Below are 25,576 nucleotides of genomic sequence, written 5' to 3'. Positions count from 1 at the left end.
TGACCTGCGTCACACCGCGGTCAAATCCTGCTGTCTTATGTGGTGCCGCGACCCGGAGACGTTCCCGTTCAGGAACCGATCCCCCTTTCCCGGCCGCCTCCGATGGGGTGGCCGGGAACCTTTCCGATCCATTCGGCATTGTTTGAGCATCGCCTAGGCGAGGCTCCGCTGCGGCGGGGCGTTCCAGCAAGGGCCGGGGCCAATCGGCAGTCCGGCCGGTTCAGGGAAGGGATTATTATGGTTGGTTTGATCGTCACCTTGATCGTCGGCGGCATCATCGGCTGGCTGGCCAGCATCGTCATGCGCACCGATGCGCAGCAGGGCATCATCCTTAATATCGTTGTCGGCATTGTCGGGGCGTTTCTCGGCAATTTTCTCGGCAGCTTTTTCGGCATGGGGGCCAGCCTCGACAGCTTCAGCCCGATCGGGCTGCTCTGGGCCTTTATCGGCGCGATCGTGCTCCTCGGCATCATCAACCTGATTCGCCGCGGCAGCGTGCGCTGAACCGGAATGGCGAGCGCGCGGATCGGCGCTCGCTCGCCATTCCGCTAGGCGATTTCAGATATTTGGGTTACCAACAGCGTGCCTGCACAGTCGGGTGACCACAGATAGTAGGGGGTTATTCATGCTTACCTGGATTATCGCAATCGTCATGGGCGGCATCATCGGCTGGCTGGCCAGCATCGTGATGCGCACCGACGCCCAGCAGGGCATCTTCCTCAATATCGTCGTCGGCTGCGTCGGTTCGATCCTCGGCCGCTTCCTGTTCGGCAGCTTCCTTGGCGGCGGCCATCTGCGCGGTGACGCCTTTGACCCGATGACGTTGCTCACCGCTTTTATCGGTGCGGTCATTTTGCTTGCCGTCGTCAACCTGATCCGGCGCGGGCGCGTGCGCTGACCGCTCCGGCATCGTCGGCTGGACCCAAAGAGGGTGGCCGCCCATAGGGCGCGCCGCCCTTTTTCGTGCGCGCAACCACTGGAAATCACGGGCGGATCGCTTTATGCACCGCCCTCCGGGGCGCGGGCGGGACGGCGAGGTATCGCCTCTTGCAAGTGGTGATTTAATTAGGTAATACACCTCGACAGAGTTTTGGTCCTGCCATGCCGGACTTTCGGGGCGGGCGCGCCGATGCGCACCGCACCGGCGCCGCGTGATGCCAGGGAGGGATTTCGGCGTGAACTACGAGCGGAAAGTGGATTCGATGGACAGCCTGGCGGGGACGCAAAGCTTTTACGAAGAGGTCGACGACAGCCGGCGCAAGCGCACCCGGCTGATCGTCGCCGTCGTGCTCATCGTGCTGGCCCTGGCGGCGGCCTATTATGCCTTTTCGAGCGGCAAGGGCGCCGCCGATGCCGGTGGCGGCGAAGCGGCCGCGGTGCCGAGTGTTACGGTGGTCATTCCCGGTCGCGTGTCGGTCGAAGCGGCGATCGCCGCCAACGGCACGATCGCGGCGCGGCGTGAAATGCCGGTCGGCGTTGCGGGCGAGGGGGGGCAGGTCGAGCGCGTGCTTGTCGAGCCCGGCCAGTGGGTCGGCGCGGGTCAGACGCTCGCGGTGATCGACCGGTCGGTGCAGTCGCAGCAGGCGGCGAGCCTCGCGGCGCAGATTCGTGTCGCGCAGGCCGATGCCAATCTGGCGCAGGCTGAACTGGAGCGCGCCGAAGCGCTGGTGTCGCGCGGTTTCATTTCCAAGGCCGACATGGATCGCAAACGCGCGACGCGCGATGCCGCCAACGCGCGCGTCCGCGTAGCGCAGGCGCAATATGCCGAAGCCACGGCGCGCAATGCGCGGCTCAACATCGTCGCCCCTGCCGCGGGGCTGGTGCTGACGCGGCAGGTCGAACCGGGCCAGATCGTCGGCGCGGGCAGCGGGGTGCTGTTCCGCATGGCGCGTGGCGGCGAAATGGAAATGCTGGCCCAGATGGCCGAAGCCGATCTGGCGCGCGTGCGCGTCGGCACACGCGCGACGGTGACGCCGGTCGGCACGGATGTCGAGATTCCGGGCCAGGTGTGGCAGGTGTCGCCGGTCATCGACATGGACACGCGCCAGGGCACGGTGCGTATCGCAATTCCCTATTCGTCGGTGCTGCGGCCGGGCGGCTTTGCCGATGCGCGGTTGATCGCAGGCACGGCCGAGGCGCCGTTATTGCCCGAAAGCGCGGTTCAGAGCGGGCCCGAAGGCAATTATGTGCTGATCGTCGGCAAGGACAACAAGATCGAGCGCAGGCCGGTCAAGGTCGGCACGGTCAGCGACGCGGGCGTGTCGATCGCGTCGGGGCTGACAGGCAACGAACGGGTGGTGACGCTCGCCGGCGCGTTCCTGAACGTCGGTGACACGGTCAAGCCCGTGTTGCAGAAAACGCCGCAGTAATTCGCTCGCTGGTATCGCATTCGCACAAGGGCGCCTGAGTTATGAGTTTCCGCAACATTTCCGCTTGGTGCATCCGCAATCCGGTGCCGCCGATCGTGCTGTTCGTGCTGTTGTTGCTTGCGGGGCTCGTCAGCTTCAACCGGATGGACGTCAACGACAATCCCGACGTCGAGTTCCCGGCGGTGCAGGTGATCGTCAGCCAACCCGGTGCGGCGCCGACCGAGCTGGAAACGCAGGTCACGCAGCGCGTCGAGGCGGCGGTTCGCGGCGTGAGCGGCGTCGACGAAATGTCTTCCTATGTCAGCGAAGGCAGCAGCCGGACGATGGTGCAGTTTGCGATCGGCACGCCGATCGACCGCGCCTATAACGATGTCAATCAGGCGATCTCGCAGATCCGCAGCGACCTGCCCGACGGCATCCTGGAACCGCAGGTTGTCCGCGTTGACATCGCCGGCGGCCCGATCACCTATTTCGCCGTCGAGGCGACCGACATGACGTTGGAGCAACTGTCATGGTTCGTCGACAATACGGTTGCGAAGGAATTGCTCTCGATTCCCGGCATGAGCCAGGTTCGCCGGTCGGGCGGGGTCGACCGCGAGATTCGCGTCATCCTCGATCCCGCGCGGATGCAAAGCTATGGCCTGACCGCGAGCCAGGTGAACCAGCAATTGCGGCAGGTGAACGTCAACGCGGCGGGCGGGCGCACCGAAATCGCCGGGAGCGAACAGGCGGTGCGCGTGCTCGGCAATGCGGGCAGTGCCTTCCAGCTCGGCGAGACGCGCATTTCGATCGGCAACGGCCGCACGATCCGTCTGGCGGATGTCGCGAAAGTGACCGACGGCTATGCCGAGCAGCGCAACCTCGCGAAGATCAACGGGCGGCAGGTGCTCAGCTTCTCGATCGAAAAGGCCAAGGGTGCATCGGACGTCACCGTCCACGACGAAACGATGAAGAAGCTGGAACAGATCAAGAAGGCGAACCCCAAGGTCGACTTCACGATCCTGTTCACCCGCACCGAATATACCAAGGAACAATATCGCAGCTCGATGCTGGCGATGATCGAGGGCGCGGTGCTCGCGGTGGTCGTCGTCTTTCTGTTCCTGCGCGACTGGCGCGCGACGCTGATCAGCGCGCTCGCCATCCCGCTGTCGGCGATCCCGACTTTCTGGTTCATGGAGATGATGGGCTTTTCGCTGAACGGCCTGTCGCTGCTCGCCTTGAGCCTGGTCGCGGGCGTGCTCGTCGACGACGCGATCGTCGAGATCGAGAATATCGTCCGGCACATGCGCATGGGCAAGACCGCCTATCAGGCGTCAATCGACGCCGCCGACGAAATCGGCCTCGCGGTGGTCGCGACGACGATGTCGATCGTCGCGGTGTTCCTGCCCGTCGCGCTGATGCCCGGCGTGTCGGGGCAATTCTTCATCCAGTTCGGCATGACCGTCGTGTTCGCGGTGTTGATGAGCCTGGCTGTCGCGCGCATGATCACGCCGATGATCGCGGCTTATTTCCTGTCGGCGCAGGGCGAGCAGGATCACGCCAACGGGCCGTGGATCGACCGTTATGAACGGCTGCTCGCCTTTACGCTCGACAGTTCAAAGCAGAAGGTGGTGAAGGCGCGTTACGCGGTGTTTGCAACGCGGCTGATCTATTTCCTTGTTCCCGCCATCGTCGCCGGGCTGGTTGTCATCGGCCTGACCTTCCAATATTTCCAGCCGGTGCCGGTGGGGCAGGATGCGCCCAACCCGGCCCTGCACTTTCTGTTGATGACGCCGCTGTCGGCGATCGCGGCCTTCCTTGTGGCCAGCCTGTTGATGGTCCTGGGTGGCGCGCTTGCCTATGCCTTGGGGATGCGCGACTTTGCCTTTACCAACTGGGCGAAGTTCATGCTCCAGCGCGCCTATGCGCGCCTGTTCGACCATCGCGTGTGGATCGTCGGCATCGGCGTTGCGGCTTTCATTTCGAGCCTCGTGCTGTTCGGCATTCTGCCGCAGCAGTTCCAGCCGACCACGAACAGCGATTACAGCCAGATCCGTTACGAGCTGCCGCCGGGATCGACGCTGGCGCAGAGCGAAACGATCGCCGACCGGATCAACGCGATCCTGCGCGACGATCCGGTGGTCGAGAACGCCTTTTATGACGTCGAAGTGGGCAGCGGCAACGCCTTCCTGACGCTGAAGAAGGACCGGCCCATCTCGAGCGTCGAGTGGGAGCGCAGCCTGCAACCCCAGATGGCGGCGATCCCCGACGCGCGCGTGTCGTTCCAGAGCCAGTCGGGCGGTTTTTCGGGCCGCGACATCACCTTCATCATCGGCGGCGACGATCCGGTGGCGCTTGAACGCCACGCACGCAGGATCGTCAGGGAAATGGAGGGGCTGAAGGAACTGCGCGCGCCGCGGATCGAAGGCGACATTCCGCGGCCCGAAATCATCGTCACGCCGCGGCTCGACCTTGCCGCCGAACTGGGCGTGACAACCGCCGCGCTCAGCCAGACGATCCGCATCGCGACGATCGGCGACATCGACCAGAACGCGGCGAAATTCTCGCTCTCTGATCGTCAGATCCCGATCCGGGTGCTTTTGTCGGAAGATTCGCGCCGGACGCTTGCCACGATCGAAAATCTGCCGGTGCCGACCTCGCGCGGGACGACGGTGCCGCTGAAGTCGGTCGCGACGATCGGCTTTGGCGCGGGACCGACCGAATTGCGTCGTTACAACCAGACACGACGCATCGTGATCGGGGCCGACCTCGCGCCGGGCCTGGTGACGGGCGACGCGCAGAAAAAGATCGATGCGCTGCCGTCGATCAAGAATATGCCACAGGGCATTCGCAAGGTCGTCCAGGGCGACGCCAAATGGCAGGCCGAGATGCTGACCAATTTCATGGTCGCGGTGGTGTCGGGCCTGCTGCTCGTGTTCGCGACGCTGGTGCTGCTCTATCGCCGCTTCCTGTCGCCGCTCGTCAACATGTCGTCGCTGCTGCTGGCGCCGCTTGGCGGCCTGCTCGGCCTGCTCGTCACGGGCATGGAAGTGTCGATGCCGGTGTTCATCGGCCTGCTGATGCTGCTGGGTATCGTGGCTAAAAACTCGATCCTGCTCGTCGATTTCGCGATCGAGGAAATGGACAAGGGCATCGGCAAGACCGCGGCGCTGATAGACGCAGGGCGCAAGCGCGCGCAGCCGATCGTGATGACCACCGTGGCGATGGTCGCGGGCATGATCCCGACCGCCATCTCGCTGTCGGGCGATGGTGCCTGGCGCGCACCGATGGGCGTTGTCGTGATCGGCGGCCTGATCCTGTCGACGGTGCTGACGCTGCTGATCGTGCCCGCGGGCTTCAGCCTCGCCGACAGCATCGAAAAGCGGCTGGGCCGGTTCTTCTCGCGCAACCTGCTGACCTACAAGCCCGGCGACGACACGCGGCCGCACGGCGCGGCGAGCCCGGAACCGGCGGAGTGACATGATGGTCGACCGGCGCGGCGTCGGGTCGCGCCGGTTGCAACCTTTGCGCCGGTTCGCCATTTGGTTGGCATGACCGACCTCGCTTTCCGCCGGCCGATCGGCGTCGCCGTCGCGGCGAAACCTTCCAACATCCGTATCGTCGCCACGGGGATGCTCGTCGTCATGGCGATCGTCTTTGTCGGCGCGAAAACATATCAGGACGTGCATCCGGCGATCGGTTTCGTCCGCGCCTTTGCCGAGGCGGCGATGGTCGGCGGGCTGGCGGACTGGTTCGCGGTGACCGCCTTGTTCCGGCACCCGATGGGGCTGCCGATCCCGCACACGGCGATCATCCCCCGCAACAAGAACCGCATCGGCGACACGCTGGCGCGTTTCCTGCTCACCAATTTCCTGCTGCCACGGCTGATCGCGCGCAAGATGCAGGCAGTCGATGTCGCGGGCGCGGTGGGCAGGTTCCTGTCCGAACCCGCAGAGGGCGGCGGGCGGCTGCGGCTCGGTGCGTCGCGGATCATTGCCGACGGGCTGGGCGCGCTCGACCAGCAAAGGCTGGGCGGCATGGTCAAGTCGGCCATCGCCGATCGCCTGCGCGAACTCGATGTCGCACCGCTGCTGGGGCAGGCGCTTCAGGCCGCGCTTGCCGAGGGGCGGCATCAACCGCTCCTCGACGCGATGGTCAAATGGGGGTCGAAGACGCTGGAACTCAACGAGCATCTGATCCACCAGATGGTCCACGACAACTCGAATGCGATCGTGCGCTTCACCGGGCTTGATGAGAGTATTTCGAACCGCATCGTCGCCGGGCTGTCGAAGCTGCTCAGCGAAATGGCGGTCGACGAAACGCACCCGCTGCGCCTTCGCGTCGAGGAAGGGCTCGCCAAGATGGCGCTCGACCTGCAACACGACCCCGAAGTGAAGGCGAAGGTCGCGCGCGTGCGCGACGAGCTGCTCGAAAACAAGGCGGTCAAGCGGTGGCTCGACGGATTGTGGGAACAGGGCCGCGCCGCGCTGCTCAGGGCCGCGCGCAACCCCGACACGATGCTCGCGGGGCGGATCGGCGAGCTGGTGACGCAGTTCGGCACGATGCTGGGCGAGGACGCGCACATCAAGCGCACGCTCAATCGCTATGCGCGGCGTGCGGTGGTCGGCATGGTCGACAGCTATGGCGAGGCGGCGCTGAAGCTGGTGTCCGACACCATCCGCGGCTGGGATGCCAAGACGATCACCAACCGGTTGGAAAATGCGGTGGGCGACGATTTGCAATATATCCGCATCAACGGCACGCTGGTCGGCGGCCTGGTCGGCGTCGCGATCCACACGGTCGATGTGTTGATTTGACCCTTTGCGGGGGCGACGGCTTATGGGCAGGCCGCGAGTCCCTCCCGAAACGTCGGATAGCGCGGCGCCCACCCCAGCAGGCGCTTTGCCTTGCCGTTCGCGACGCGACGATTCTCGGCATAGAACGCGCGCGCGGCGGGCGACAGGCCGGCTTCCTCCAGCGTCTGGAGCGGCGGCAGCGGCGCGCCGAGCAGCGTGCAGCCCCATTCGACCAGCCGGTTCTGGTGGCAGGGTTCGTCGTCGGCGAGGTTATAGACGCCCGCGGGGCCGCGGAACGACGCGATGATTCCGCTCGCGATGTCGTCGACATGGATGCGGCTGAAGACCTGGTGGGGCAGGTCGATGCGATGCGCGCGGCCTTGCCGGATGCGGTCGAGGATCGAGCGGCCGGGGCCATAGATGCCGGGCAGGCGAAAGACGTGGCTGTCGCCGCGCAGCGCAACCCATGCGGCGTCGGCGGCGTTGCGGCCCGCGCGGCGGCCTTTGACCGGGGCGCTTTCGTCGACCCACGCACCGCCCGTGTCGCCATAGACGCCCGTTGAGGACAGATAGCCGGTCCATGTCGCCGGGGCGAGTGCGATCGCATCGCCATAGCGGGCGAGCACCGGGTCGTCATCATCGACCGGCGGGACCGACGAAAGGATATGCGTGGCGCTTCGCAGCGCAGCGAGCACCGCCGTCCCGTGCGCGAACGCAATCGTGCCGTCGCGACCGTCGCGCGTCGTCCCCGTCACCTGCCACCCGCGCGCGCGAAGGCGATGGGCGAGGTGGCCCGCGGCATAGCCCATTCCGAAAATCAGCATATGGCTCATCCGTCGCCTTATTGCGCGGTGGGCGACGCAAGCCTAGGACAATAAGCGATCATTTTTTCGTTCGTGCCGAGCGTATCGAGGCTCCGTCCTTCGCCTTCGCGGCCAAAGAAGAACGGCCCTTCGACACGATCGGGGCGAACGGTCTGTTTAAGGCATTTTTTGCGCATGACCGACGCCTCCTCTACCCCCGCAATGCCTGTGACCATCCATCGCGGCGATTATCGCCCGCCCGAATGGCTGGTGCCCCAGGTCGCGCTCGATTTCGCGCTGGGGATCGAGGAAACGCGCGTCACCGCGGCGCTGTCGGTCGTGCGCGCCGTCGACGCGCCTGTACCGTTGTTGCTGCGCGGCGACGGACTGACCCCGGCGGCGGTGCGCGTCGATGGCGAGATGTGGAACGATTGGCGCATGGAGGGCGACGACCTGATCGTCGACCTTGGCGCAAGGACAGCGGCGACGGTCGAGGTCGACACGATCGTCAACCCGGCGGCCAACACCCAGCTGATGGGGCTTTACGCTTCGAACGACATGCTTTGCACCCAGTGCGAGGCCGAAGGGTTCCGCCGCATCGCCTTCCACCCCGACCGTCCCGACGTGCTCAGTCGATACAGGGTGCGGATGGCGGGCGACAGGCGCCGCTTTCCGGTGCTGCTGTCGAACGGCAATTGCATCGACCGCGGCGAAGGCGAGGGCGGCACGCACTGGGCGCTGTGGGAAGACCCGTGGCCGAAGCCCTCCTATCTGTTCGCGCTCGTTGCGGGCGACCTTGTCGTCAACCGCGACAGTTTCACCACCATGTCGGGGCGCCGGGTCGAACTGGGCATCTGGGTGCGTGCGGGCGACGAGGATCGCACCGGCCATGCGATGCAGGCGCTCAAGAACAGCATGAAATGGGACGAACAGGTCTATGGCCGCGAATATGACCTCGACCTGTTCAACATCGTCGCGGTCGGCGATTTCAACATGGGGGCGATGGAGAACAAGGGGCTCAACATCTTCAACACCCGCTATATCCTTGCCGATCCCGACACCGCGACCGACATGGATTATGACGGCGTCGAAGGCGTCGTCGCACATGAGTATTTCCACAATTGGTCGGGCAACCGCGTCACCTGCCGCGACTGGTTCCAGCTGAGCCTGAAGGAAGGCTTCACCGTCTATCGCGACCAGTGTTTTTCGGCCGACATGGGATCGGCCGCGGTCAAGCGGATCGAGGATGTCCGCCTGCTCCGCGCCGCGCAATTCCCGGAGGATGCCGGTCCGCTCGCGCACCCGATCCGGCCGGACAGCTATCAGGAAATCAGCAACTTCTATACCGCCACCGTCTATAACAAGGGTGCCGAGATCATCCGCATGATGGCGACGATGGTGGGGCCGGAGCGGTTTCGCAAGGGCACCGACCTATATTTCGAGCGCCACGACGGCGAAGCGGCGACGTGCGAGGATTTTGTTCGCGCGATCGAGGATGGCGCGGACATCGACCTCAAGCAGTTCCGCCGCTGGTATGAACAGGCGGGCACACCGCGGCTCAAACTGTCGCTGGTCGAGGAAGCGGGGAACTGGTCGCTCGATATCGTTCAGACGGTGCCGCCGACACCGGGCCAGCCCGAAAAACAGCCGATGATGATGCCGCTTCGCCTCGCCGCCTTCGCGATGGACAGCAGCGGCGCGCACCTCGCCGACACATTGGTGACGATCACCGGGGCGACCCAGCGGATCGCGCTCGGTCGTTTTGCGTCGCGCCCGGCGCTGTCGGTCAATCGCGGCTTTTCGGCGCCGATCATCGTCGATTTCGAGCGCGCGCCGGGCGAGCTGGCGTGGCTCGCGGCGCATGACGACGACCCCTTTGCGCGTTACGAGGCGCTCCAGCAATTGATGCTCGACACCCTTGTCGCCGCCGTGTCGGGCGAGAATCGCGACGCGCAGGCGGTGATCGATGCCGTCGCGCAGACGCTGTCGGGGCGCGCCGCCGACCCGGCCTTCGTCGCCGAGGCGGTTTTGCTGCCGAGCGAGGCCTTTATCGGCGACCAGATGCTGACCGTCGATCCCGACGCGATCCGCCGCGAGCGGCTGGCGCTGCAGGCGGCGATCGGCGCCGCGCTGGAAGGCGAGTGGCGCGCGATCCTGGGCGGCGCGGCGCCGCCCGCGACTGACCTGTCGCGCGGGGCCAAGGGTGGCCGCCGTCTGCGCGGCGTTGCGCTCGCCTATCTTGCTGCAACAGGCATGGCCGATAGCGCTGCGCTGGCGTTCCGGATCTTTTCGCAGGCCGACGGGATGACCGAACGGCAGGCGGCGCTGGCCACGCTCGCGCACGGCGACAGCGATGAACGCACGCACGCGCTCGACATTTTTTATCAACGCTATCGCGACAATCCGCTCGTGCTCGACAAATGGTTCCAGGTGCAGGCCTGGTCGATGCGCCCCGACACCGTCGATGCGGTGCGCACGCTGGCTGATCATCCCGACTTCACGCTGGCCAACCCCAATCGCGTGCGCGCGCTTTATGGCGCGCTGACGGGCAATCAGGCGGCGTTCCACCAGGCCGACGGTGCGGGCTACCGGCTGATCGCCGACCTTGTCATCGCGCTCGATCCGAAGAATCCGCAGACCGCGGCGCGCATGATCCCGCCGCTCGGCCGCTGGAAGCGGTTCGACGAGCGGCGGCAGGCGCTGATGAAGGCCGAACTGGAACGCATCCTGGCGCAGCCGGGGCTGTCGCGCGACGTCACCGAACAGGCGTCGAAAAGCCTGCTGGGGTAGGGCGGTTTGGGGGTGGATTCGAGACCTTCCCCCCTTTCCGTTCGCATCGAGCGAAGTCGAGACACCCATCGACACCGCGCCACGCCGACGGGCATGTCGACTTCGCGCGATGCGAACGGATTATATGGCGGTCATGGCCGCAACCGGTTGAAACCAGCCCTTGCGGCTCAATGCGCGGCGAAGAGCTTGGTCCCCGCGACGCCGACGACGATCAGCGCCATGAAACCCGCCTGCACCAAGCTCACCTTTTCGCCGAACAGGATCGTCCCGCCGATGATGACGCCGACCGCGCCGAGGCCGGTCCAGATCGCATAGGCGGTGCCGGCGGAGATTTCGCGCATCGCAAGGGCGAGCAGCGCCATGTTGAGAAAGCTGAGCGCGATCGGCACGATCGACGCCTGCCAGGTGCCGAGCGTCGCCGCCCATTTCAGGCTGAGCGCCCAACAGATTTCGGTGAAAACGGCGATGGCGAGGATGATCCATCCCACGGGGCGCGTCCTTTCGGGTCGGCGGGCTCGTCGGACAAGCGCGGGCCGGAAACCCGAAAGAGGCCATGCGCGCGGGGCTGATAGATCGGCGCGCGCAGGCTGGCAAGCCTGTCAGCCGCCGCCGAGGAAACCGAGCAGGTCGCCCGTCAGGCGCTCGACATGCGTGAGCGGGAGGCCGTGCGGTGCACCTTGGTAGACCTTGAGCGTCGCCTGCGGCAGCAGCGCCGCCGTCGCCTGTGCGGTCAGCGCCAGCGGCGCCGAAACATCGCGGTCGCCGTGGATCAGCATAACGGGCGCGGTGATTCGCCGCACGTCGGGGCGGAAGTCGGTCGCGAAATTGGCGGCGGCGAGTTGCGCTGCGCCAAGCAGCGAGGTCGACATCATCATAGTCTGCCCCCAGCGGACCATCGCGGGCGAGGTGTCGGGGGTGAAGAAGGGCGGGGTATTGACCTCGATCCACGCCGGAAAGTCGCGCGCGATCAGCGCCGCGCCTTCGGCCAGCATCGCCGGATCGACGCCCGCAGGATTGTCGGGGCCTTTCATCAGAAAGGGCGTGATCGTGCCGACCAGCGCGACGCGCGCGATGCCGCGGCCGCCGTGCCGCGCGAAATGACGTGCGATCTCGGTTCCGCCCATCGAATGCGCAACGACCGTCACGCCGTCGAGCGCCAGCGATTCGATCACCGCCGCCAGATCGTCGGCAAGCGTGTCATGGTCATAACCGCGTCCCGGATCGGTCGACCGCCCGTGCCCGCGCCGGTCATAGGCGATCGCGCGATAGCCTTTGCGCGCCAGCCCCAGCATCTGATAACCCCAGAAGTCTGACGGCAGCGCCCATCCCGACAGGAAGAGCACCGGTTGTCCCGCGCCCCAGTCGCGCACAAACAGCGCCGTCCCGTCCTTCGCGGCGACGAAGCTTTCGGCAGGGCGTTTGGCAGCGGATTCGGCGGCGAACCCGCGGACCGGCGCGAACATCATCGCCCCCGCTGCCCCGATCGCCGCGGCCGACATCAGCTGGCGTCTGTCCATCTGTCCCTCCATCGTCTGATGGAGGCTTGTTTAGCGGGCGCGGCGATCCGGAGCGATTACGTCAGACGTAATCGAAATCGCTACGGCGCGAACGGCCATGGCTATTCGCCAAGCCACACCGCAACGTCGACGGCGACGCGGTTCGCGGCGCGGGTCAGCGCTTCGCCGGTGCGCTTTGCCTCGACCTTGCCGCCGATCGGCTCGCGTGCCTCGAACCGGCGCTGGGTGACGGTCTTGCCGCCCGCCGCGACGAGCATGGCCTGATAGACGACAAGCGCCTCGTTCGATCGCGCATCGACGCCGAACTCCATGAGCTGCCCCGCGAGCTGTTCGCCCGGCGCGGTCAGATATTGCCCCTCGTCCAGCACGACGCGCGATGTGCGCGCGGCGACGGTTTCGGACAAAAGCCGCTGGAACAGGCGCTGTGGCGCCTCGACCCATTGCGCATCCTGGACATAAGCAATGCTGGCATCGTCCTGTTGCACCGGAATGCGCGTCGTGCGCAGTTTTTGCGGCGCGGTGGGGATAAGGATGGTCAGCGTCGATGCGTCGGCAGCGGTGCGCGCCGCGCCCGCCGCGGGGGCGGCGTCGGGATCGAGCGTCAGAAGGAAGGGCGGAGGCTTGCCGCCGAAGCTGAAACAGGCCGACAGGGTTGCCGCGCCGACAAGGGCGATCAGTGGTGTGCGGATACGGCGAATCATGGCGGTCCTCATGGCTTGTAATCGGGGAGCTTGCTGCCGCCGATGACTGCGCCCGCGCCCTGCTGGTCGAGCTTGTCGGTCAGGCTGGAAAGCGAGGCCGAGGTGCGGCGAAGGTCACGGATCAGCGCATTGGCTTCGGGAATCGTCGTCTCGCTGAAGGTCTTGAGGCCGGGGCGCGCATCGGCAATTGCGGCTTCGAGCGTCTGCATCGACTTGTTCGCGGAAGCGAGCGTGTCGCGCAAATTGCGCATCGCCGGGTCGACGTTGCGGTCGATCGTCCCCTGCGTCGTGGCGGCCAGGCTGCCGATCTGTTCGGCGGCCTGCCCCGCCTGCTGGATCGCGATCCGCGTGTCGGCAAGCGCGCGTTCGAGCGCGGGGCCGTTGCGCGCGAGCGTCGCGGTGGTCGCCTCGACATTGTCGAGGATGTTGGCGAAGCTTTGCTGGTTGCGATCGTCGGCCAGCTCGGCGAGCCGTTCGGTGAGCGTCGAGAGCCGCTGGAGCAGTTGCGGCGCGGTGTTGAGGATCTCGCCGAGCCCGCCAACGCGCGTCGGAATCACCGGCTTGCCCGCCGGCCCCTTGTCGGTGATCGGCGGCGCGCCCTTGACCGCGCCGTCGAGCGAGATTTGCGAGACGCCGGTGAAGCCGACCCCCTCGAGCGCGGCAGTCGTGCCTTGCAGGATCGGCACGCCTTCATTCACTTCGATTCGCACGCGGACGAATTGCGGATCGTCGGGCCACAGGGCGATTTCGCGCACCTGCCCCGACGGCACGCCCGAAAATTGCACCTGGGCGCCCTTGTTCAGCCCATCGACCGATTGTTTGAAAAATATGTCATATTCGCGTTTGGCCCCGCCGCTGTCGTTCGCCAGCCAGACGACGAAGAAGGCGAGCGCGGCGGTGAAAAGCAGCAGAAAGGCGCCGACGAGGACGTTGTTCGAGCGAGTTTCCATCAATCGTTCCTATCGCCACCCAGCACGGGCGACCTTGCGCTTTGGTTCCCGCTCGCTGCGGCGCGGCCGCGGGGTCCGTTGAAATAATCCTGTATCCACGGATGTTCGGTGGCAAGCAGTTCGGGGATGGTGCCGACCGCGATCACCTTTTTCTCCGCCAGCACCGCCACGCGGTCGCAGGTCGCATAGAGGGTGTCGAGATCGTGGGTGATGAGGAAGACGGTAAGCCCCATGGTGTCGGCCAGCTCGCGGATCAGCTCGTCGAACTTGGCGGCGCCGATGGGGTCCAGCCCGGCGGTGGGTTCGTCGAGGAACAATAGCGCAGGGTCGAGCGCCAGCGCGCGCGCCAGCCCGGCGCGCTTGACCATGCCGCCCGACAGCTCGGCGGGATATTTGGGCCCCGCATCGGGCGGCAGGCCGACCATCTGCACCTTGTAGGCGGCGATCTCGTCGAGCAGCTTTGCGTCGAGCCGCGGATAATATTCGCGCAGCGGAACCTGGATATTCTCGGCAACGCTGAGCGTCGAGAAGAGTGCGCCGCCCTGGAACATCACGCCCCAGCGGCGGCGCAGGTCGCGCGATTCTTCTTCGTCGGCGATCGTCACCAGCGTCTTGCCATAGACCTCGATCTCGCCAGCCGTCGGGGTTTGCAGCCCGATGATCGAGCGCATCAGCACCGACTTGCCGGTGCCCGACCCGCCGACCACGCCCAATATCTCGCCCGATCGCACGTCGAGGTCGAGCCCGTCGTGGATCACCGCGTCGCCGAACTGGTTCCTGAGGCCGCGGATGCAGATGGCGTGCTCGAAAGTTTCGGGACGCACTGCGTCGGCGGCGGCCAGTTCTTCCCGGATTTCGGTTTCCTCCTCGCCGGTCATCAGTTCCACCCGAGCGAGGAGAAGAAGACGGCGAAAAAGGCGTCGAGCACGATGACGAGGAAGATGGCCGCGACCACCGCCGAGGTCGTGCGCTGGCCGACTTCCTCGGCGTTCTGGCGCACCTGCATCCCTTCGTAACAGCCGGTGACGCCGATCAATATGCCGAACACCGGCGCCTTGATCAGCATGATCCAGAAATCGGTCATCGGGATGATTTCGCGCAGCCGCTGGATATAGGTGAGCGGCGGGATGTCGAGCCCGACCCAGCAGAAAAGGCCGCCCCCCGCGATCGCGCAGAGGCTGGCATAGAAACCGAGCAGCGGCATGGTGATCGTCGAGGCGGCGACGCGGGGCAGCACGATCGCCTCCATCGGCGACACGCCGATGGTGCGCATCGCGTCGACCTCTTCGGTCAGCTTCATCGTGCCGATCTGTGCGGCGAACGCCGATCCCGACCGGCCCGCGACCATGATCGCGGTCATCAGCAGGCCAAGTTCGCGGATCGACGCGCGGCCGACGAGGTTGATCGTGAACACCTCCAGCCCGAATTGTTCGAGCTGCACCGCGCCCTGTTGCGCGATGACGATGCCGATCAGAAAGCTCATCAGCCCGATGATCGGCAAGGCGTCGACGCCGACGGTCTGGAAACGCGTGACGATGGCGTTCCAGCGCAGGCGGCGGCGTGCGCGGATCTGGTTGAAGATGGCGACGATCATCGCGCCGAAAAAGCCGATAATGCCAAGCAGTTCGTTCCACACCGCGACGCTCGCCGTGCCGACCTGTTCGAGCATCCGCACCCACGCCGGGCGGCGGTCGCGGTGGACGCGATATTCGCTCTTGTCGCTCGCGAGCGCGTCGAGCAGTCGCTGCGCCTCGGCGCTGGCGCCGGTGATTTTCGCGCCATGGTCGGTGGCGGTGCGCGTGACGATCCATGCGCCGACAGTGTCGATGCGGTCGATTGCCGACAGATCGAGCGTCGCGATCGGTCCGAGCGCGTCGAGCCGCGCGGGCAGGTCGCCGAGCCGCGCGAGCGTCAGTCGCCCGGTGAAGCGGACCTCGGCGCCGTCGACGCCCTCGTCATGTTCGAAATCCGCCCTCGCCACCATCGTGCGGACGACATTGGATTATTTGCCGGGGCACGGCAAGCGAATCCATGGCAAACGTCGCCAGCGCTTGGCCAGCGCGGCGCCGCATTCTATGAAGAGGCATGGAGAAGCCGCTCGCCATGCCGACCGTCCGCCACCGGCACCGCGTCGCCATCTATGACATGGACCGGACGATCACCCATTCGGGGACGTACAGCGGGTTCCTGATCCATGTTGCGCGGCGGCGCCAGCCATGGCGATTGCTGCTCCTGCCGCTGGTCGGCCTTGCGGGGGCGGCCTATGCGCTGCGCCTCGTCGACCGTTCGCGGTTGAAAGCGATCAACCTGCGGTTGCTGGTCGGCAAACGGTTTCCGCGTGCCGAAATCGCCCCGCTCGCCGAAAGCTATGCCGACAAGGTCGTCGCACGCGGCGTGCATCCCGCCGCGCTCGAACAGATCGCCGCCGACCGGGCGGCGGGATACCGGCTGCTGCTCGCGACCGCGTCGTTCCACCTTTATGTCGATGCGATCGCGCGGCGGCTGGGGATCGACGACGTGCTCGCGACGCGGCTCGACGAACCCGACGGCGCCGATCATATCCACGCGCGGCTGGCGGGCGACAATTGTTATGGCGACGCCAAGTTCGCGCGTATTTCGGGCTGGCTCGCGGACAATGCGATCACGCGCGAGGACGCGCATATCCGCGCCTATTCGGATCATGTGTCGGACCATCCGATGCTGCGTTTCGCCGACGAAGCCGTCGCGACGACACCGTCGCGCGGCCTGAAACGGCTTGCGCCGATCATGGGGTGGCAGGTGGTCGACTGGCGGGCCAAGCGGCGGCCGGCGCCCGGTCCCTCTCAACCTCGTCCCGGCAAAGGCGGGGATATCACCCTATCGGAATGACGCACCGGCGCGATCGCGGTTTTCGCCGGGATGACGGCAAAACCAACAATCGCCAACGGCCCGCTGTATCGGCCTGGCGATCGTCACACCGCCGCCAATGCCTGCGCGAAATCGGCGATCAGATCGTCGGCGTCCTCGATACCGATCGACACGCGCACCAGATTGTCGGTGATGCCGAGCGCCTTCTTGCGTTCGTCGGGAACCGACAGGTGCGTCATCGCGGCGGGATGGCTGGCGAGCGTTTCGGTGCCGCCGAGGCTGACCGCGAGCTTGGCGATCTTGAGCGCATCGAGAAAACGGAAACTCTCCGCTTCGCCGCCCCTGATGAACAGCGAGAAGGTCGATCCGGCGCCGGTGCAGTGGCGGTCGAAAATATCCTTCTGGCGCGGATCGCCGATAAAGCCCAGATAGCCAAGCCCTTCGACCTTGGGGTGGTCGCGCAGATAGGTGCAGACCTTGAGCGCGTTCTCGCCCGCGCGGCTCATCCTGAGTTCGAGCGTTTCAAGGCTGCGCAGCAGCATCCATGCGGTGTTGGGGTCGCAGATCGTGCCGATCGTGTTGCGCATCGGGCGGATGATGTCGAGCAGGCGCTGGTCGCCCGACACGCCGCCCGCGACCAGGTCCGAATGGCCGCCGGCATATTTGGTGAGGCTGTAGATGACGAGTTCGGCGCCCTGTTTCAGCGGCTGCTGCCACAGCGGGCCGAGGAAGGTGTTGTCGATGGCGATCGCGGGTTTCGCCTCGCCCGGAAAGGCCGCATCGCGCGCGGCGCGCACCGCCTCGACATCGACAAGCGCGTTGGTCGGGTTCGCCGGGCTTTCGAGATAGACGAGCGCGACCTTGCCGCCCTTTTCGTCGGCCAGCCGTTTCGCGCGGGCAAGGATCGCGTCAATCTCCTCGCGCGTCGCCCCGGCGGGAAAATCGACGAAGCTGACGCCGAAGCGCGCCAATATGCGCGCGATCAGCGTTTCGGTCGCCGCATAAAGCGGCCCCGAATGGACGATCACGTCATTCTGGCCGACGAGCGCGAGGAGCAGCGTGGCGATCGCCGACATGCCGCTGGAAAAGACGAGGCTGTCGTCGGCGCCGTCCCAGACGGAGAGGCGATCCTCAAGGATTTCCTGGTTGGGGCCGTTGAAACGCGAATAGACCAGGCCGTCGGCCGGTCCTTCGCGCTTGCCCGTGATATGCTCGAAGAAACGCTTGCCGGCCGCCGCGCTTTCAAAGGCGAAGGTCGAGGTCAGAAAGATCGGGGGTTTGAGCGAGCCTTCGGAGAGCACAGGGTCATAGCCGAGCCCCATCATCAGCGTCGCCGGGCTGAGTTCGCGGTCGCCGATCTTCTTGTTGTTGGTCTTGGGTTTGCCGCGCATGGCCATGGGGGTGCTCCTGATGATGAGGCGGCCCTTATAGCGCACCAGGTTTCGTTTGAAACTATATTGCGCGCGCTCAGGCGATCGCCGCGATCGACCAGATCGTGCCGATGAGCAGCGGCACGCCGACGATGTCGAGCGCCAATCCCGCCTGCAATATGCGCGGCAGCGCGATATGTCCGGTTGCCCAGGCAAGCGCGTTCGGGCCGGTGCCGGAGGGCAGCATGAAGCCCCAGCTTGCCGCCATCGCGACGGGCAGCGCGAGCAATAGGGGGTCGGCGCCGGTCGCGGCGATCAGTGCCGCGAGCACGGGCATGATCCCGCTTGCGGTCGCGACATTGCTGGCGAATTCGGTGACAAGGATGGTGAGCGCGACGATGATCGCCGCGAGCAGGACGGTCGGCATGTCGCCGAGCGGCGCGAGCACCGCGCCGAGCCAGGCGGCGAGCCCGCTCGCGGTGATCGCGGCGGCAAGCGCAAGTCCGCCGCCGAACATCATGATGACGCCCCACGGCGCGCGGTCGGCTTCTTTCCAGATGAGCAGCGGACGGCCCGTGCCGTCGGGCAGGATGAAGAGCAACAGGCTGCCCGCCACCGCGATCGTGCCGTCGGTCAGCGCACCCTTGGGCAGCAACGGTTCGAGCCAGGGCTGGGCGATCCATGCGGCGAGCACGGCGAGGAAGACGGGGACGACACGGCGCTCGGCGGTCGTCCAGATCGCCTGGTTGCCGAGCGCCGAGGCGGCGGCGCGCCCGTCGAAGGGATGGTCGGCGAGCCGCTGGACGCGTGCGACCGCGACCATGGCGACGGGCACCGACAGGATCACGACCGGCACGCCATAAATCGCCCAGTCGAGGAACGCGATGCGAAGGCCGAGCGCCTTTTCGATCAGGCCCGCGGCGATCGCGTTGGTCGGACTGCCCACGAGCGTGCCGAGCCCGCCGAGCGAGGCGGCAAAGGCGATGCCCATCATCACCGCTCCGGCGAAACCGTTCGTATCGCCCTCCTGCACGCCGCCCGCGCGCACGACGGCGAGCGCGATGGGGATCATGATGAGCGTCGTCGAGGTGTTCGATATGAACATGCTGAGCAGCGCGGTCGCCGCCATGAAGGCGAAGAGCAGTCCCGATGCGGTCTGCGGCGCGCGCTTGAGCAGCGCGAGCGCGAGCCTGCGGTGCAGCCCGACGCGCTCGATCGCGAGCGCGAGAAAGGCGCCGCCGAGGATCAGGAAGAGGATCGGCGAATAATATTCCTTGGCGATGGCGTTGGCGTCCATCACCCCGAACGCGGGGACGGTGAGGAAGGGAAGCAGCGCGGTGACGGTGAGCGGCAGGGCCTCGGTCATCCACCAGATCGCCATCAACACGGTGAGCGCGGCCACGCGCCAGGCGGTGAGTTCCATGCCCGCCGGGGCAGGGAGGAGGAGCATGATGCAAAAAACGACGAAGCCGCCGATCAAACCCAACCAGCGCGTGCGCGTCATCCTTCCCCCTCTTCCATCCCTGTCACCGCGTCATTCCCGCCTTTGCCGGGGTGACGGGATCCGTATGTCGCTACCGCAGTCCGATCACCGACAATTGGCGGCCATAGCTGTTTTCGCCTTTGTGGCATGCGCGGCGATAGCTGAAATAATCCTGGGGCAAGGCATAGGTGTCCTGCCCGCCGATGGCAATTCGCGCGACCCCGGCGCCGGCAAGCCGCGCAGCGACATAGGCGGCGATGTCGAACATCGCATGGCCGGGCTTGCCCGCGGCGAAGAAACGTTCGTTCGCGGGATCGTCGGCGACGAAGCGCTCCACAAAAGCATCGTCAACCTCATAGGAAGCGCGGCCGATGCACGGGCCGATCGCGGCGGCGACGCTGGCGCGTCTGGCGCCAAGGCGCTCCATCGCATCGATCGTTGCGTCGGTGACGCCTGCGATTGCGCCTTTCCACCCCGCGTGCGCCGCGCCGACGACCCCGGCCTCGCGGTCGGCGAAGAGCACGGGCACGCAATCGGCGGTCAATATGCCAAGGAGCACGCCTGGCCTGCGCGTCGCCAGCGCATCGGCTTCGGACCGGTCGGCCAGGTCGGTGCCTTCATCGACGATGACGCAGCGGTTGCCATGGACCTGATAGAGTCCGGTGACCGGCGCGCCGGGGAGCGCGGCTTCGGCAACGCGCCGCCGGTTCTCGGCGATCCGTGCCGGATCGTCGCCCGAACCCAGGCCGCAGTTGAGCGAGGCAAGGTCGCCCGTCGAAACACCGCCGCGGCGACCGAAAAAGCCGTGCGCGATGCCATCCAGCGTCGGCGCGGTGACGAAAGGCACGCTCACAGGTCGAGCCGGAAGAACCGGTCTTCGTCGATATGATTGCCGACGCGAAAGGCGTTGCGGCCGACATCGACGAAGCCATAGCGGCGGTAAAAGGCCTGCGCGCGGTCGTTGTCGACAAAGACCGACAGATAGAGGATCGACGCGCGCGCCCGCGCCCAGGCGATACCCCAGTCCATCAGCGCCGCCGCGACGCCAGTGCCCTTCGCGGCTTCGGCGACGTAGAGCTGGTGAAGTTCGACGGCATCGTCGGCCGGCTGGTCGGGCGGCAGCTCGAAATCGACCGGCCCGATCTTGATGAAGCCGAGGATCGCGCCGGGCTCGCCGCGCACCAGCGCGATGGCATAGTCGGGGTTCGCGATCTGCGCGCGCAGCCGCGCGGGCGGATTCCAGTCGGCGAGGAAGGCTGCGAGGTCGGCGGGGTCGTAAAGATGCCCGAACGTATGCTTGAACGACGCTTCGGCAAAGGCGCTGATCGCTTCGGCGTCGGCGGGTTCGGCGAACTGGATGGCGGTCATGCGGGAACTCCTGTGAAACCGGCGGGCGCGGGCCAGTTCGGTGCCGTGAAGGCGATCGCCTTGAACAGATCGCCCATCGCATCCGCCTCCACCAACCGGTCGCGCTGGCCCTGCAATTCGTCGGTGCGTGCGGGTGCTGCGGCGGCAAGCGACGCCAGCCGTGCGTCAATGCCCATATGGCGCAGCCACGCGCCCTGCGGCGCCGGACCGGCCACCGCGACGCCGCCCGCCCGCGCGGCGTCGGCCAGCGCGGTGAAATCGACATGCGCGGTGAGGTCGACGTCACCCGGATCGGCGAACGGGTCGGCGAAGCGGTGCGCCTTGACCGCCTGCAACGTCTCGCCCGCGGCGGGGCCGCAATAGCCATAGTCGACCGCCAGCATCGCGCCGCCCTGCCGCGCAAGGCGGAAAGCGCAGCGCTGCATGATCGCGGCGGCGACGGGCATGGTTTCGACGATCGCGCCTTCGGCTTCGCCGCGCAGCGCCGCCGGGATCGCTTCGTCGGCGGGGACGTCGCCCGCGACCGGAACGCGCTTCCCGTTGCGGCGCTCGACCATCCGTTCGCGCCAGCCGCCTGCGGTGCGGACATATTGGTGGATCGGCAGCGCGTCGAAAAACTCGTTGGCGACGATCATCAGCGGCACGTCGTCCGGCAGCGCATCGACCTCGTCATGGTGCGTGGCGGCGGGCAGGCGCGCCAACTGCGCCGCGCGCAGCGCCGGGCTGGTTTCGACGAGGTGGATGCCGACGGGTTCGCAGCCGAAGCGCGCCATGGTGCGCAGCGCGTCGGCGGCAAGCGTGCCGCGGCCGGGGCCAAGTTCGACATAGCGAAAGGCGGGGCCGCCGGCGCGCGTCCACAGGTCGGCGATCCACACGCCAACCATTTCGCCGAACATCTGGCTGATTTCGGGCGCGGTGGTGAAATCGCCCGCGGCGCCGAGCGGATCGCGCGTCGCATAATAATGCGCGTTCGCCGCCGCCATATAGTCGGCGACCGTCACCGGGCGCGCTGCCGCTATTTGGCTTATCAGTTCGTCAGGGGCGGGAGGTCCGTCACGCAACGGCATCGGGCCCGGCGATCGGCTCGACGCGCTGGCGGCGCGCTTTCGCGGTCGCGACGAGCCAGACGCCCGCCAGCAGCATCGGCAGGGTCAGCGTCTGCCCCATCGTCAGCCCCCACGACAATGTGCCGAGCTGGACATCGGGTTCGCGCACGAACTCGACGGCAAAACGGCTGAGGCCATAGATGATCGCCGCCATGCCGAACAGGAATCCGGGCTTGTAGCGCGCGTCGGTGCGCCAGAAAAAGAAGGCGAGGATCGCCATCATCAACAGGCCTTCAAGTCCGGCTTCGTAAAGCTGGCTGGGATGGCGGGGGTCCATCGTGCCGCTGTCCGGAAAGATGATCGCCCACGGCACACTCGTTGCGCGGCCCCACAGCTCGCCGTTCACGAAGTTGGCGAGGCGGCCAAAGAAGAGGCCGAAGGGGACGACGCACGCGATATAATCGCAAAAGCGCAGGAAGCTGAGCCTGTCCTTGCGCGTCACATGCCAGATCGCCACCAGCACGCCGACGACGCCGCCGTGGAGCGACATGCCGCCGTCCCACAATTTGAAGATCGCCAGCGGGTCGCCCAGATAGGCGCCGAGGTTATAGAAAAGCACATAGCCGAGCCGCCCGCCGATGATGATGCCGAGCATGGCATAGAAGATCATGTCGTCGGCATGGCGCCGCGCCATCGGCGCGCCGGGCTGGGCGATCAGCTTCAGCAAATACCAGTAACCGACGAAAATGCCGGCCAGATAAGCGAGCGCATACCAGCGGATCGGCAGGCCGAAGACGCTGAACGCGATCTCGCTGTTGGGGCCCATCAGCTCCTCGAAGTTCACATATTGCGTTGCTTCGGCTAAGGTTGCAAAAAGAAACATATAGTCGCGCGATCCTTCCCCAGGAGAGGCCTCCCCATAAGGGGTAAGGCGAGCGAGACCAAGAGGAGAGATATACGATGCCATCAGCGCTCGATTTGCGCCTGGAAGCCGCCTATAATCTGATCACGGGACCGGGCGGACCGATCCAGGTCGGGTCCGTCGAGCGCTTTGGCCGCCAGCTGCCCTTCATCACCAACGCGCCGACCAACCTCGCCGACTATGTCGCCTATTTCGCGGCGCAGCATGGCGATGCGACCTTCCTCGTCGAAGGCGACGAGCGGCTGTCGTTCAAACAGGTCTATATGGCGGCGCGGCAGGTCGCGGCGGGGCTGGTCGAAGGATTCGGCGTCAAGCGCGGCGACCGCGTGGGCCTTGCGATGCGTAACGCCAATGCCTGGTGCGTCACCTATATCGGCATATTGATGGCGGGCGGCTGTGCAACGCTGCTCAACGGCTGGTGGCAGGGCGGCGAACTTGCCGCCGGGATCAAGGACAGCGAAGCCAAACTGGTCATCGCCGACCCGCAGCGTGCCGCGCGGCTTGCCGAACCGGGCCTCGATCATGGCGCCGAGGTCGTCACGCTCGACATCACCCGGCCGATCGACGAGGCCATCGCTCCCCTGGCGTCCAAGGGAGGCGCCGCGACCGTGCTGCCGACGCTGACCGGCCAGGATCTCGCGACGATCCTCTTCACCTCGGGTTCGACCGGCCAGTCGAAGGGCGCCTATTCGCGCCACGAAGCGGTGGTTCAGGCGATCTTCAACTATGTCACGCAGACCGCAAGCATCGTGCATCTGCTGACCGAGGACGGGCAGATGTCGGACATCCAGCCCGCGACGCTCATCTGCACGCCCCTGTTCCACGTCACCGCGGAAATACCGGTGTTCCTGCAAAGCTTTGCGCTCGGTCGCAAGCTCGTCCTGATGCCGAAATGGAACGCCGAGGAGGCGATGCGGCTGATCCAGGATGAACAGGTCAACTATTTCGTCGGCGTGCCGCTGATGAGCTATGAGATACTGACGCATCCGAACCGCCAGAATTACGATTTGTCGACGTGCAGAAGCTATGCCGGCGGCGGCGCGCCGCGCCCGCCCGAACATGTGAAGCGCCTCGCCACCGAAATGGGCGAGGCCAAGCCCTTGCTCGGCTATGGCCTTACCGAAACCAACGCCGTGGGCTGCGGCATCATCAACGAAAATTACGTCGCCAAGCCGCTATCGACCGGCCCGGCGTCGAAGCCGCTGGTCGATCTGGCGATCCTCGACGACAATGGCGAACCGGTGCCGCCGGGCGGCGTTGGCGAGGTGTGCATCCGCTCGGTGTGCAACTTCGAAGGCTATTGGAACAATCCGGCGGCGACCAGGGCGGCCTTTTTCGACAATGGCTATTTCCGTTCGGGCGACCTCGGCTATCTCGACGAGGACGGATATTTGTTCATCGTCGACCGCAAGAAGGACATCATCATTCGCGGCGGCGAAAATATCAGCTGCCAGGAGGTCGAGGCGGCGATTTACGAACATCCCGAAACGAACGAATGCGCGGTCTTCGGGCTTCCCGACGAGCGGCTGGGCGAAGTCGTCGGCGCGGTGATCTGGATGAAGCCTGAAAGCCGCGTCACCGCCGACGACATGGGCGCTTTCCTCAGCGCCCGGCTCGCGCCCTATAAGGTGCCGTGCAGGATCTGGATGTCGAACGACGCGCTGCCCAAGCTCGGCAGCGAAAAGATCGACAAGGTCAGCTTGCGGAACCAGTATCGCGAAACCTATGCGGCGGAGGTTGCCGCGTAACCGACCCCGATGAAGGAGCGAACCGGGACCATGGCCGAGGCTGAAACGCCCATCGCTCCTTCGCAAACCGCCCCATTGCCAACGCGCGTCTATCGCCACCGGCTGCCCGTGCGCATCTGGCACTGGGTCAACGCGGTCACTTTGCTCGTGCTGTTGATGAGCGGGCTGATGATCTTCAACGCACACCCGCGCCTTTACTGGGGGCAATATGGCGCGAACGCCGATTATGCGTGGTTCGCGATCGGATCGACGCCCGACACCGGCTATGTGCGAATCGGCGCCGCGCGGATCGAGACCACCGGCGTCCTCGGCCGCTGGACCGATGCACAGGGCGTGGAAAAGACCTGGGCCTTTCCCGGCTGGGCGACGATCCCGACCAGCTACAGCCTTGCCGACGGACGGCGCTGGCACCTGCTGTTCGCATGGGTGCTGGCGATCAGTCTGACGCTTTATATGCTGTGGACCGTGATCGGCGGGCACCTCCGCAAGGATCTCCACGTCCGCCGCGACGAATGGTCGCCGCGCCATATCTGGCACGACATCAAGGATCATGCCCGGCTGCGCTTTCCGACCGGCGCGGCGGCGGCGCGCTATAATATCCTCCAGAAACTCAGCTATATCGGGGTGATCTTCATCCTGTTGCCGCTGATGATCGCGACCGGGCTGACCATGTCGCCGGGGATCAACGCCGCGGCGCCGTGGCTGCTCGACCTGTTCGGCGGGCGCCAGTCGGCGCGCTCGATCCACTTCATCGGCGCCTGGGCGCTCGTCGCCTTTTTCCTCGTTCATATCGTCATGGTGCTGCTGGCGGGGCCGGTGAACGAAGTTCGCTCGATGGTGACCGGCTGGTTCCGTCTGCCTGCGGAGAAGGCGAAATGAGCGGCGTG

General features: G+C 66.0%; 22 protein-coding genes. 9 read left to right on the top strand and 13 right to left on the bottom strand.

The window, feature by feature from the left end; translation table 11 throughout:
* Positions 1-237: 237 nt before the first annotated feature.
* The 5 genes from HUW43_RS02240 (at position 238) to HUW43_RS02220 (ending at position 7,165) form a co-directional block, all read left to right on the top strand.
* Entirely contained in the window at positions 238-504 is a 267-nt protein-coding gene (locus HUW43_RS02240; protein WP_188235890.1) for a GlsB/YeaQ/YmgE family stress response membrane protein, read from the top strand.
* 121 nt (positions 505-625) lie between these two features.
* A complete protein-coding gene (locus tag HUW43_RS02235) occupies positions 626-898 on the top strand; it encodes a GlsB/YeaQ/YmgE family stress response membrane protein (protein ID WP_120220632.1) in 273 nt (90 codons plus the stop codon).
* 304 nt (positions 899-1,202) lie between these two features.
* Positions 1,203-2,369 carry an efflux RND transporter periplasmic adaptor subunit gene (locus HUW43_RS02230; RefSeq protein WP_188236000.1) on the top strand — a complete coding sequence of 389 codons (1,167 nt, stop codon included), beginning with the start codon at positions 1,203-1,205 and terminating at the stop codon, positions 2,367-2,369.
* 41 nt (positions 2,370-2,410) lie between these two features.
* Positions 2,411-5,827: an efflux RND transporter permease subunit gene (locus tag HUW43_RS02225; protein ID WP_188235889.1), complete on the top strand. Its 3,417-nt coding sequence runs from the start codon at positions 2,411-2,413 to the stop codon at positions 5,825-5,827.
* A 72-nt stretch (positions 5,828-5,899) separates the two neighbouring features.
* The gene (locus HUW43_RS02220; protein ID WP_188235888.1) at positions 5,900-7,165 is read left to right on the top strand and encodes a DUF445 domain-containing protein; all 1,266 of its coding nucleotides are present in this window, start codon (positions 5,900-5,902) and stop codon (positions 7,163-7,165) included.
* Positions 7,166-7,185: 20 nt separating this feature from the next.
* On the opposite strand, the gene HUW43_RS02215 is transcribed toward HUW43_RS02220, so the two are convergent.
* Positions 7,186-7,977, bottom strand: a complete 792-nt coding sequence (locus tag HUW43_RS02215) for an SDR family NAD(P)-dependent oxidoreductase (RefSeq protein WP_188235887.1) — start codon at positions 7,975-7,977, stop codon at positions 7,186-7,188.
* Between the two features lie 165 nt (positions 7,978-8,142).
* On the opposite strand from HUW43_RS02215, the gene pepN reads away from it, so the two are divergent.
* A complete protein-coding gene (pepN, locus tag HUW43_RS02210) occupies positions 8,143-10,737 on the top strand; it encodes an aminopeptidase N (protein ID WP_188235886.1) in 2,595 nt (864 codons plus the stop codon).
* Between the two features lie 167 nt (positions 10,738-10,904).
* Here the strand turns inward: pepN and HUW43_RS02205 are convergent, their stop codons facing one another.
* From HUW43_RS02205 to HUW43_RS02180, 6 genes are all read right to left on the bottom strand, one after another.
* Positions 10,905-11,225, bottom strand: coding sequence for a DMT family transporter (locus tag HUW43_RS02205; protein WP_188235885.1), 321 nt, complete (start codon positions 11,223-11,225; stop codon positions 10,905-10,907).
* A 111-nt stretch (positions 11,226-11,336) separates the two neighbouring features.
* Positions 11,337-12,254, bottom strand: coding sequence for an alpha/beta fold hydrolase (locus HUW43_RS02200; RefSeq protein ID WP_223181205.1), 918 nt, complete (start codon positions 12,252-12,254; stop codon positions 11,337-11,339).
* A gap of 101 nt (positions 12,255-12,355) precedes the next feature.
* Positions 12,356-12,955, bottom strand: a complete 600-nt coding sequence (locus tag HUW43_RS02195; protein ID WP_188235884.1) for an ABC-type transport auxiliary lipoprotein family protein — start codon at positions 12,953-12,955, stop codon at positions 12,356-12,358.
* An 8-nt stretch (positions 12,956-12,963) separates the two neighbouring features.
* Positions 12,964-13,905: an MlaD family protein gene (locus HUW43_RS02190; protein WP_188235883.1), complete on the bottom strand. Its 942-nt coding sequence runs from the start codon at positions 13,903-13,905 to the stop codon at positions 12,964-12,966.
* Positions 13,905-14,783, bottom strand: coding sequence for an ABC transporter ATP-binding protein (locus HUW43_RS02185; RefSeq protein WP_188235882.1), 879 nt, complete (start codon positions 14,781-14,783; stop codon positions 13,905-13,907). The genes HUW43_RS02190 and HUW43_RS02185 overlap by 1 nt, the downstream gene beginning before the upstream one ends.
* Positions 14,783-15,889, bottom strand: coding sequence for an ABC transporter permease (locus HUW43_RS02180; protein WP_188235881.1), 1,107 nt, complete (start codon positions 15,887-15,889; stop codon positions 14,783-14,785). The genes HUW43_RS02185 and HUW43_RS02180 overlap by 1 nt, the downstream gene beginning before the upstream one ends.
* A 101-nt stretch (positions 15,890-15,990) precedes the next feature.
* On the opposite strand from HUW43_RS02180, the gene HUW43_RS02175 reads away from it, so the two are divergent.
* Positions 15,991-16,773 (top strand): HAD family hydrolase, encoded by a 783-nt coding sequence (locus tag HUW43_RS02175; protein ID WP_223181204.1) that lies wholly within the window; start codon positions 15,991-15,993, stop codon positions 16,771-16,773.
* Between the two features lie 83 nt (positions 16,774-16,856).
* Here the strand turns inward: HUW43_RS02175 and HUW43_RS02170 are convergent, their stop codons facing one another.
* From HUW43_RS02170 to lgt, 6 genes are all read right to left on the bottom strand, one after another.
* Complete coding sequence (locus tag HUW43_RS02170; protein WP_188235880.1) at positions 16,857-18,149, bottom strand: cystathionine gamma-synthase family protein; 1,293 nt, start codon at positions 18,147-18,149, stop codon at positions 16,857-16,859.
* A gap of 70 nt (positions 18,150-18,219) precedes the next feature.
* Positions 18,220-19,626 carry an SLC13 family permease gene (locus HUW43_RS02165; protein ID WP_188235879.1) on the bottom strand — a complete coding sequence of 469 codons (1,407 nt, stop codon included), beginning with the start codon at positions 19,624-19,626 and terminating at the stop codon, positions 18,220-18,222.
* 70 nt (positions 19,627-19,696) lie between these two features.
* Positions 19,697-20,458 (bottom strand): peptidoglycan editing factor PgeF, encoded by a 762-nt coding sequence (gene pgeF / locus HUW43_RS02160; protein WP_188235878.1) that lies wholly within the window; start codon positions 20,456-20,458, stop codon positions 19,697-19,699.
* Positions 20,455-20,973 carry a GNAT family N-acetyltransferase gene (locus HUW43_RS02155; RefSeq protein ID WP_188235877.1) on the bottom strand — a complete coding sequence of 173 codons (519 nt, stop codon included), beginning with the start codon at positions 20,971-20,973 and terminating at the stop codon, positions 20,455-20,457. Before HUW43_RS02155 ends, pgeF begins: the two co-directional genes overlap by 4 nt.
* A complete protein-coding gene (locus tag HUW43_RS02150) occupies positions 20,970-22,040 on the bottom strand; it encodes a class I SAM-dependent methyltransferase (protein WP_188235876.1) in 1,071 nt (356 codons plus the stop codon). Before HUW43_RS02150 ends, HUW43_RS02155 begins: the two co-directional genes overlap by 4 nt.
* Positions 22,027-22,902 carry a prolipoprotein diacylglyceryl transferase gene (gene lgt / locus HUW43_RS02145; RefSeq protein WP_188235875.1) on the bottom strand — a complete coding sequence of 292 codons (876 nt, stop codon included), beginning with the start codon at positions 22,900-22,902 and terminating at the stop codon, positions 22,027-22,029. Before lgt ends, HUW43_RS02150 begins: the two co-directional genes overlap by 14 nt.
* A 77-nt stretch (positions 22,903-22,979) precedes the next feature.
* Between lgt and HUW43_RS02140 the strand changes: the two genes are divergently transcribed.
* Positions 22,980-24,689 (top strand): class I adenylate-forming enzyme family protein, encoded by a 1,710-nt coding sequence (locus tag HUW43_RS02140; protein WP_188235874.1) that lies wholly within the window; start codon positions 22,980-22,982, stop codon positions 24,687-24,689.
* Between the two features lie 30 nt (positions 24,690-24,719).
* Positions 24,720-25,568, top strand: a complete 849-nt coding sequence (locus HUW43_RS02135) for a cytochrome b/b6 domain-containing protein (RefSeq protein WP_188235873.1) — start codon at positions 24,720-24,722, stop codon at positions 25,566-25,568.
* Positions 25,569-25,576: the final 8 nt, after the last annotated feature.

This window comes from Sphingopyxis sp. LK2115, assembly GCF_014595975.1.
Taxonomy (GTDB): Bacteria; Pseudomonadota; Alphaproteobacteria; order Sphingomonadales; family Sphingomonadaceae; genus Sphingopyxis.
The sequence above is the reverse complement of the archived record's forward strand: the minus strand, read 5'-3'. Positions and strand labels throughout refer to the sequence as shown.

What these genes read in the sequence shown, in the direction of transcription:
- HUW43_RS02180 (WP_188235881.1), bottom strand. Translation starts at nt 15,889, where the DNA reads ATGGTGGCGAGGGCGGATTTCGAACATGACGAGGGCGTCGACGGCGCC.
- HUW43_RS02195 (WP_188235884.1), bottom strand. Translation starts at nt 12,955, where the DNA reads ATGATTCGCCGTATCCGCACACCACTGATCGCCCTTGTCGGCGCGGCA.
- HUW43_RS02190 (WP_188235883.1), bottom strand. Translation starts at nt 13,905, where the DNA reads ATGGAAACTCGCTCGAACAACGTCCTCGTCGGCGCCTTTCTGCTGCTT.
- HUW43_RS02135 (WP_188235873.1), top strand. Translation starts at nt 24,720, where the DNA reads ATGGCCGAGGCTGAAACGCCCATCGCTCCTTCGCAAACCGCCCCATTG.
- lgt (WP_188235875.1), bottom strand. Translation starts at nt 22,902, where the DNA reads ATGTTTCTTTTTGCAACCTTAGCCGAAGCAACGCAATATGTGAACTTC.
- HUW43_RS02155 (WP_188235877.1), bottom strand. Translation starts at nt 20,973, where the DNA reads ATGACCGCCATCCAGTTCGCCGAACCCGCCGACGCCGAAGCGATCAGC.
- HUW43_RS02170 (WP_188235880.1), bottom strand. Translation starts at nt 18,149, where the DNA reads ATGGCCATGCGCGGCAAACCCAAGACCAACAACAAGAAGATCGGCGAC.
- HUW43_RS02215 (WP_188235887.1), bottom strand. Translation starts at nt 7,977, where the DNA reads ATGAGCCATATGCTGATTTTCGGAATGGGCTATGCCGCGGGCCACCTC.
- HUW43_RS02225 (WP_188235889.1), top strand. Translation starts at nt 2,411, where the DNA reads ATGAGTTTCCGCAACATTTCCGCTTGGTGCATCCGCAATCCGGTGCCG.
- pepN (WP_188235886.1), top strand. Translation starts at nt 8,143, where the DNA reads ATGACCGACGCCTCCTCTACCCCCGCAATGCCTGTGACCATCCATCGC.
- HUW43_RS02200 (WP_223181205.1), bottom strand. Translation starts at nt 12,254, where the DNA reads ATGGACAGACGCCAGCTGATGTCGGCCGCGGCGATCGGGGCAGCGGGG.
- HUW43_RS02230 (WP_188236000.1), top strand. Translation starts at nt 1,203, where the DNA reads ATGGACAGCCTGGCGGGGACGCAAAGCTTTTACGAAGAGGTCGACGAC.
- HUW43_RS02235 (WP_120220632.1), top strand. Translation starts at nt 626, where the DNA reads ATGCTTACCTGGATTATCGCAATCGTCATGGGCGGCATCATCGGCTGG.
- HUW43_RS02140 (WP_188235874.1), top strand. Translation starts at nt 22,980, where the DNA reads ATGCCATCAGCGCTCGATTTGCGCCTGGAAGCCGCCTATAATCTGATC.
- HUW43_RS02175 (WP_223181204.1), top strand. Translation starts at nt 15,991, where the DNA reads ATGGAGAAGCCGCTCGCCATGCCGACCGTCCGCCACCGGCACCGCGTC.
- HUW43_RS02165 (WP_188235879.1), bottom strand. Translation starts at nt 19,626, where the DNA reads ATGACGCGCACGCGCTGGTTGGGTTTGATCGGCGGCTTCGTCGTTTTT.
- HUW43_RS02240 (WP_188235890.1), top strand. Translation starts at nt 238, where the DNA reads ATGGTTGGTTTGATCGTCACCTTGATCGTCGGCGGCATCATCGGCTGG.
- HUW43_RS02220 (WP_188235888.1), top strand. Translation starts at nt 5,900, where the DNA reads ATGACCGACCTCGCTTTCCGCCGGCCGATCGGCGTCGCCGTCGCGGCG.
- HUW43_RS02185 (WP_188235882.1), bottom strand. Translation starts at nt 14,783, where the DNA reads ATGACCGGCGAGGAGGAAACCGAAATCCGGGAAGAACTGGCCGCCGCC.
- HUW43_RS02150 (WP_188235876.1), bottom strand. Translation starts at nt 22,040, where the DNA reads ATGCCGTTGCGTGACGGACCTCCCGCCCCTGACGAACTGATAAGCCAA.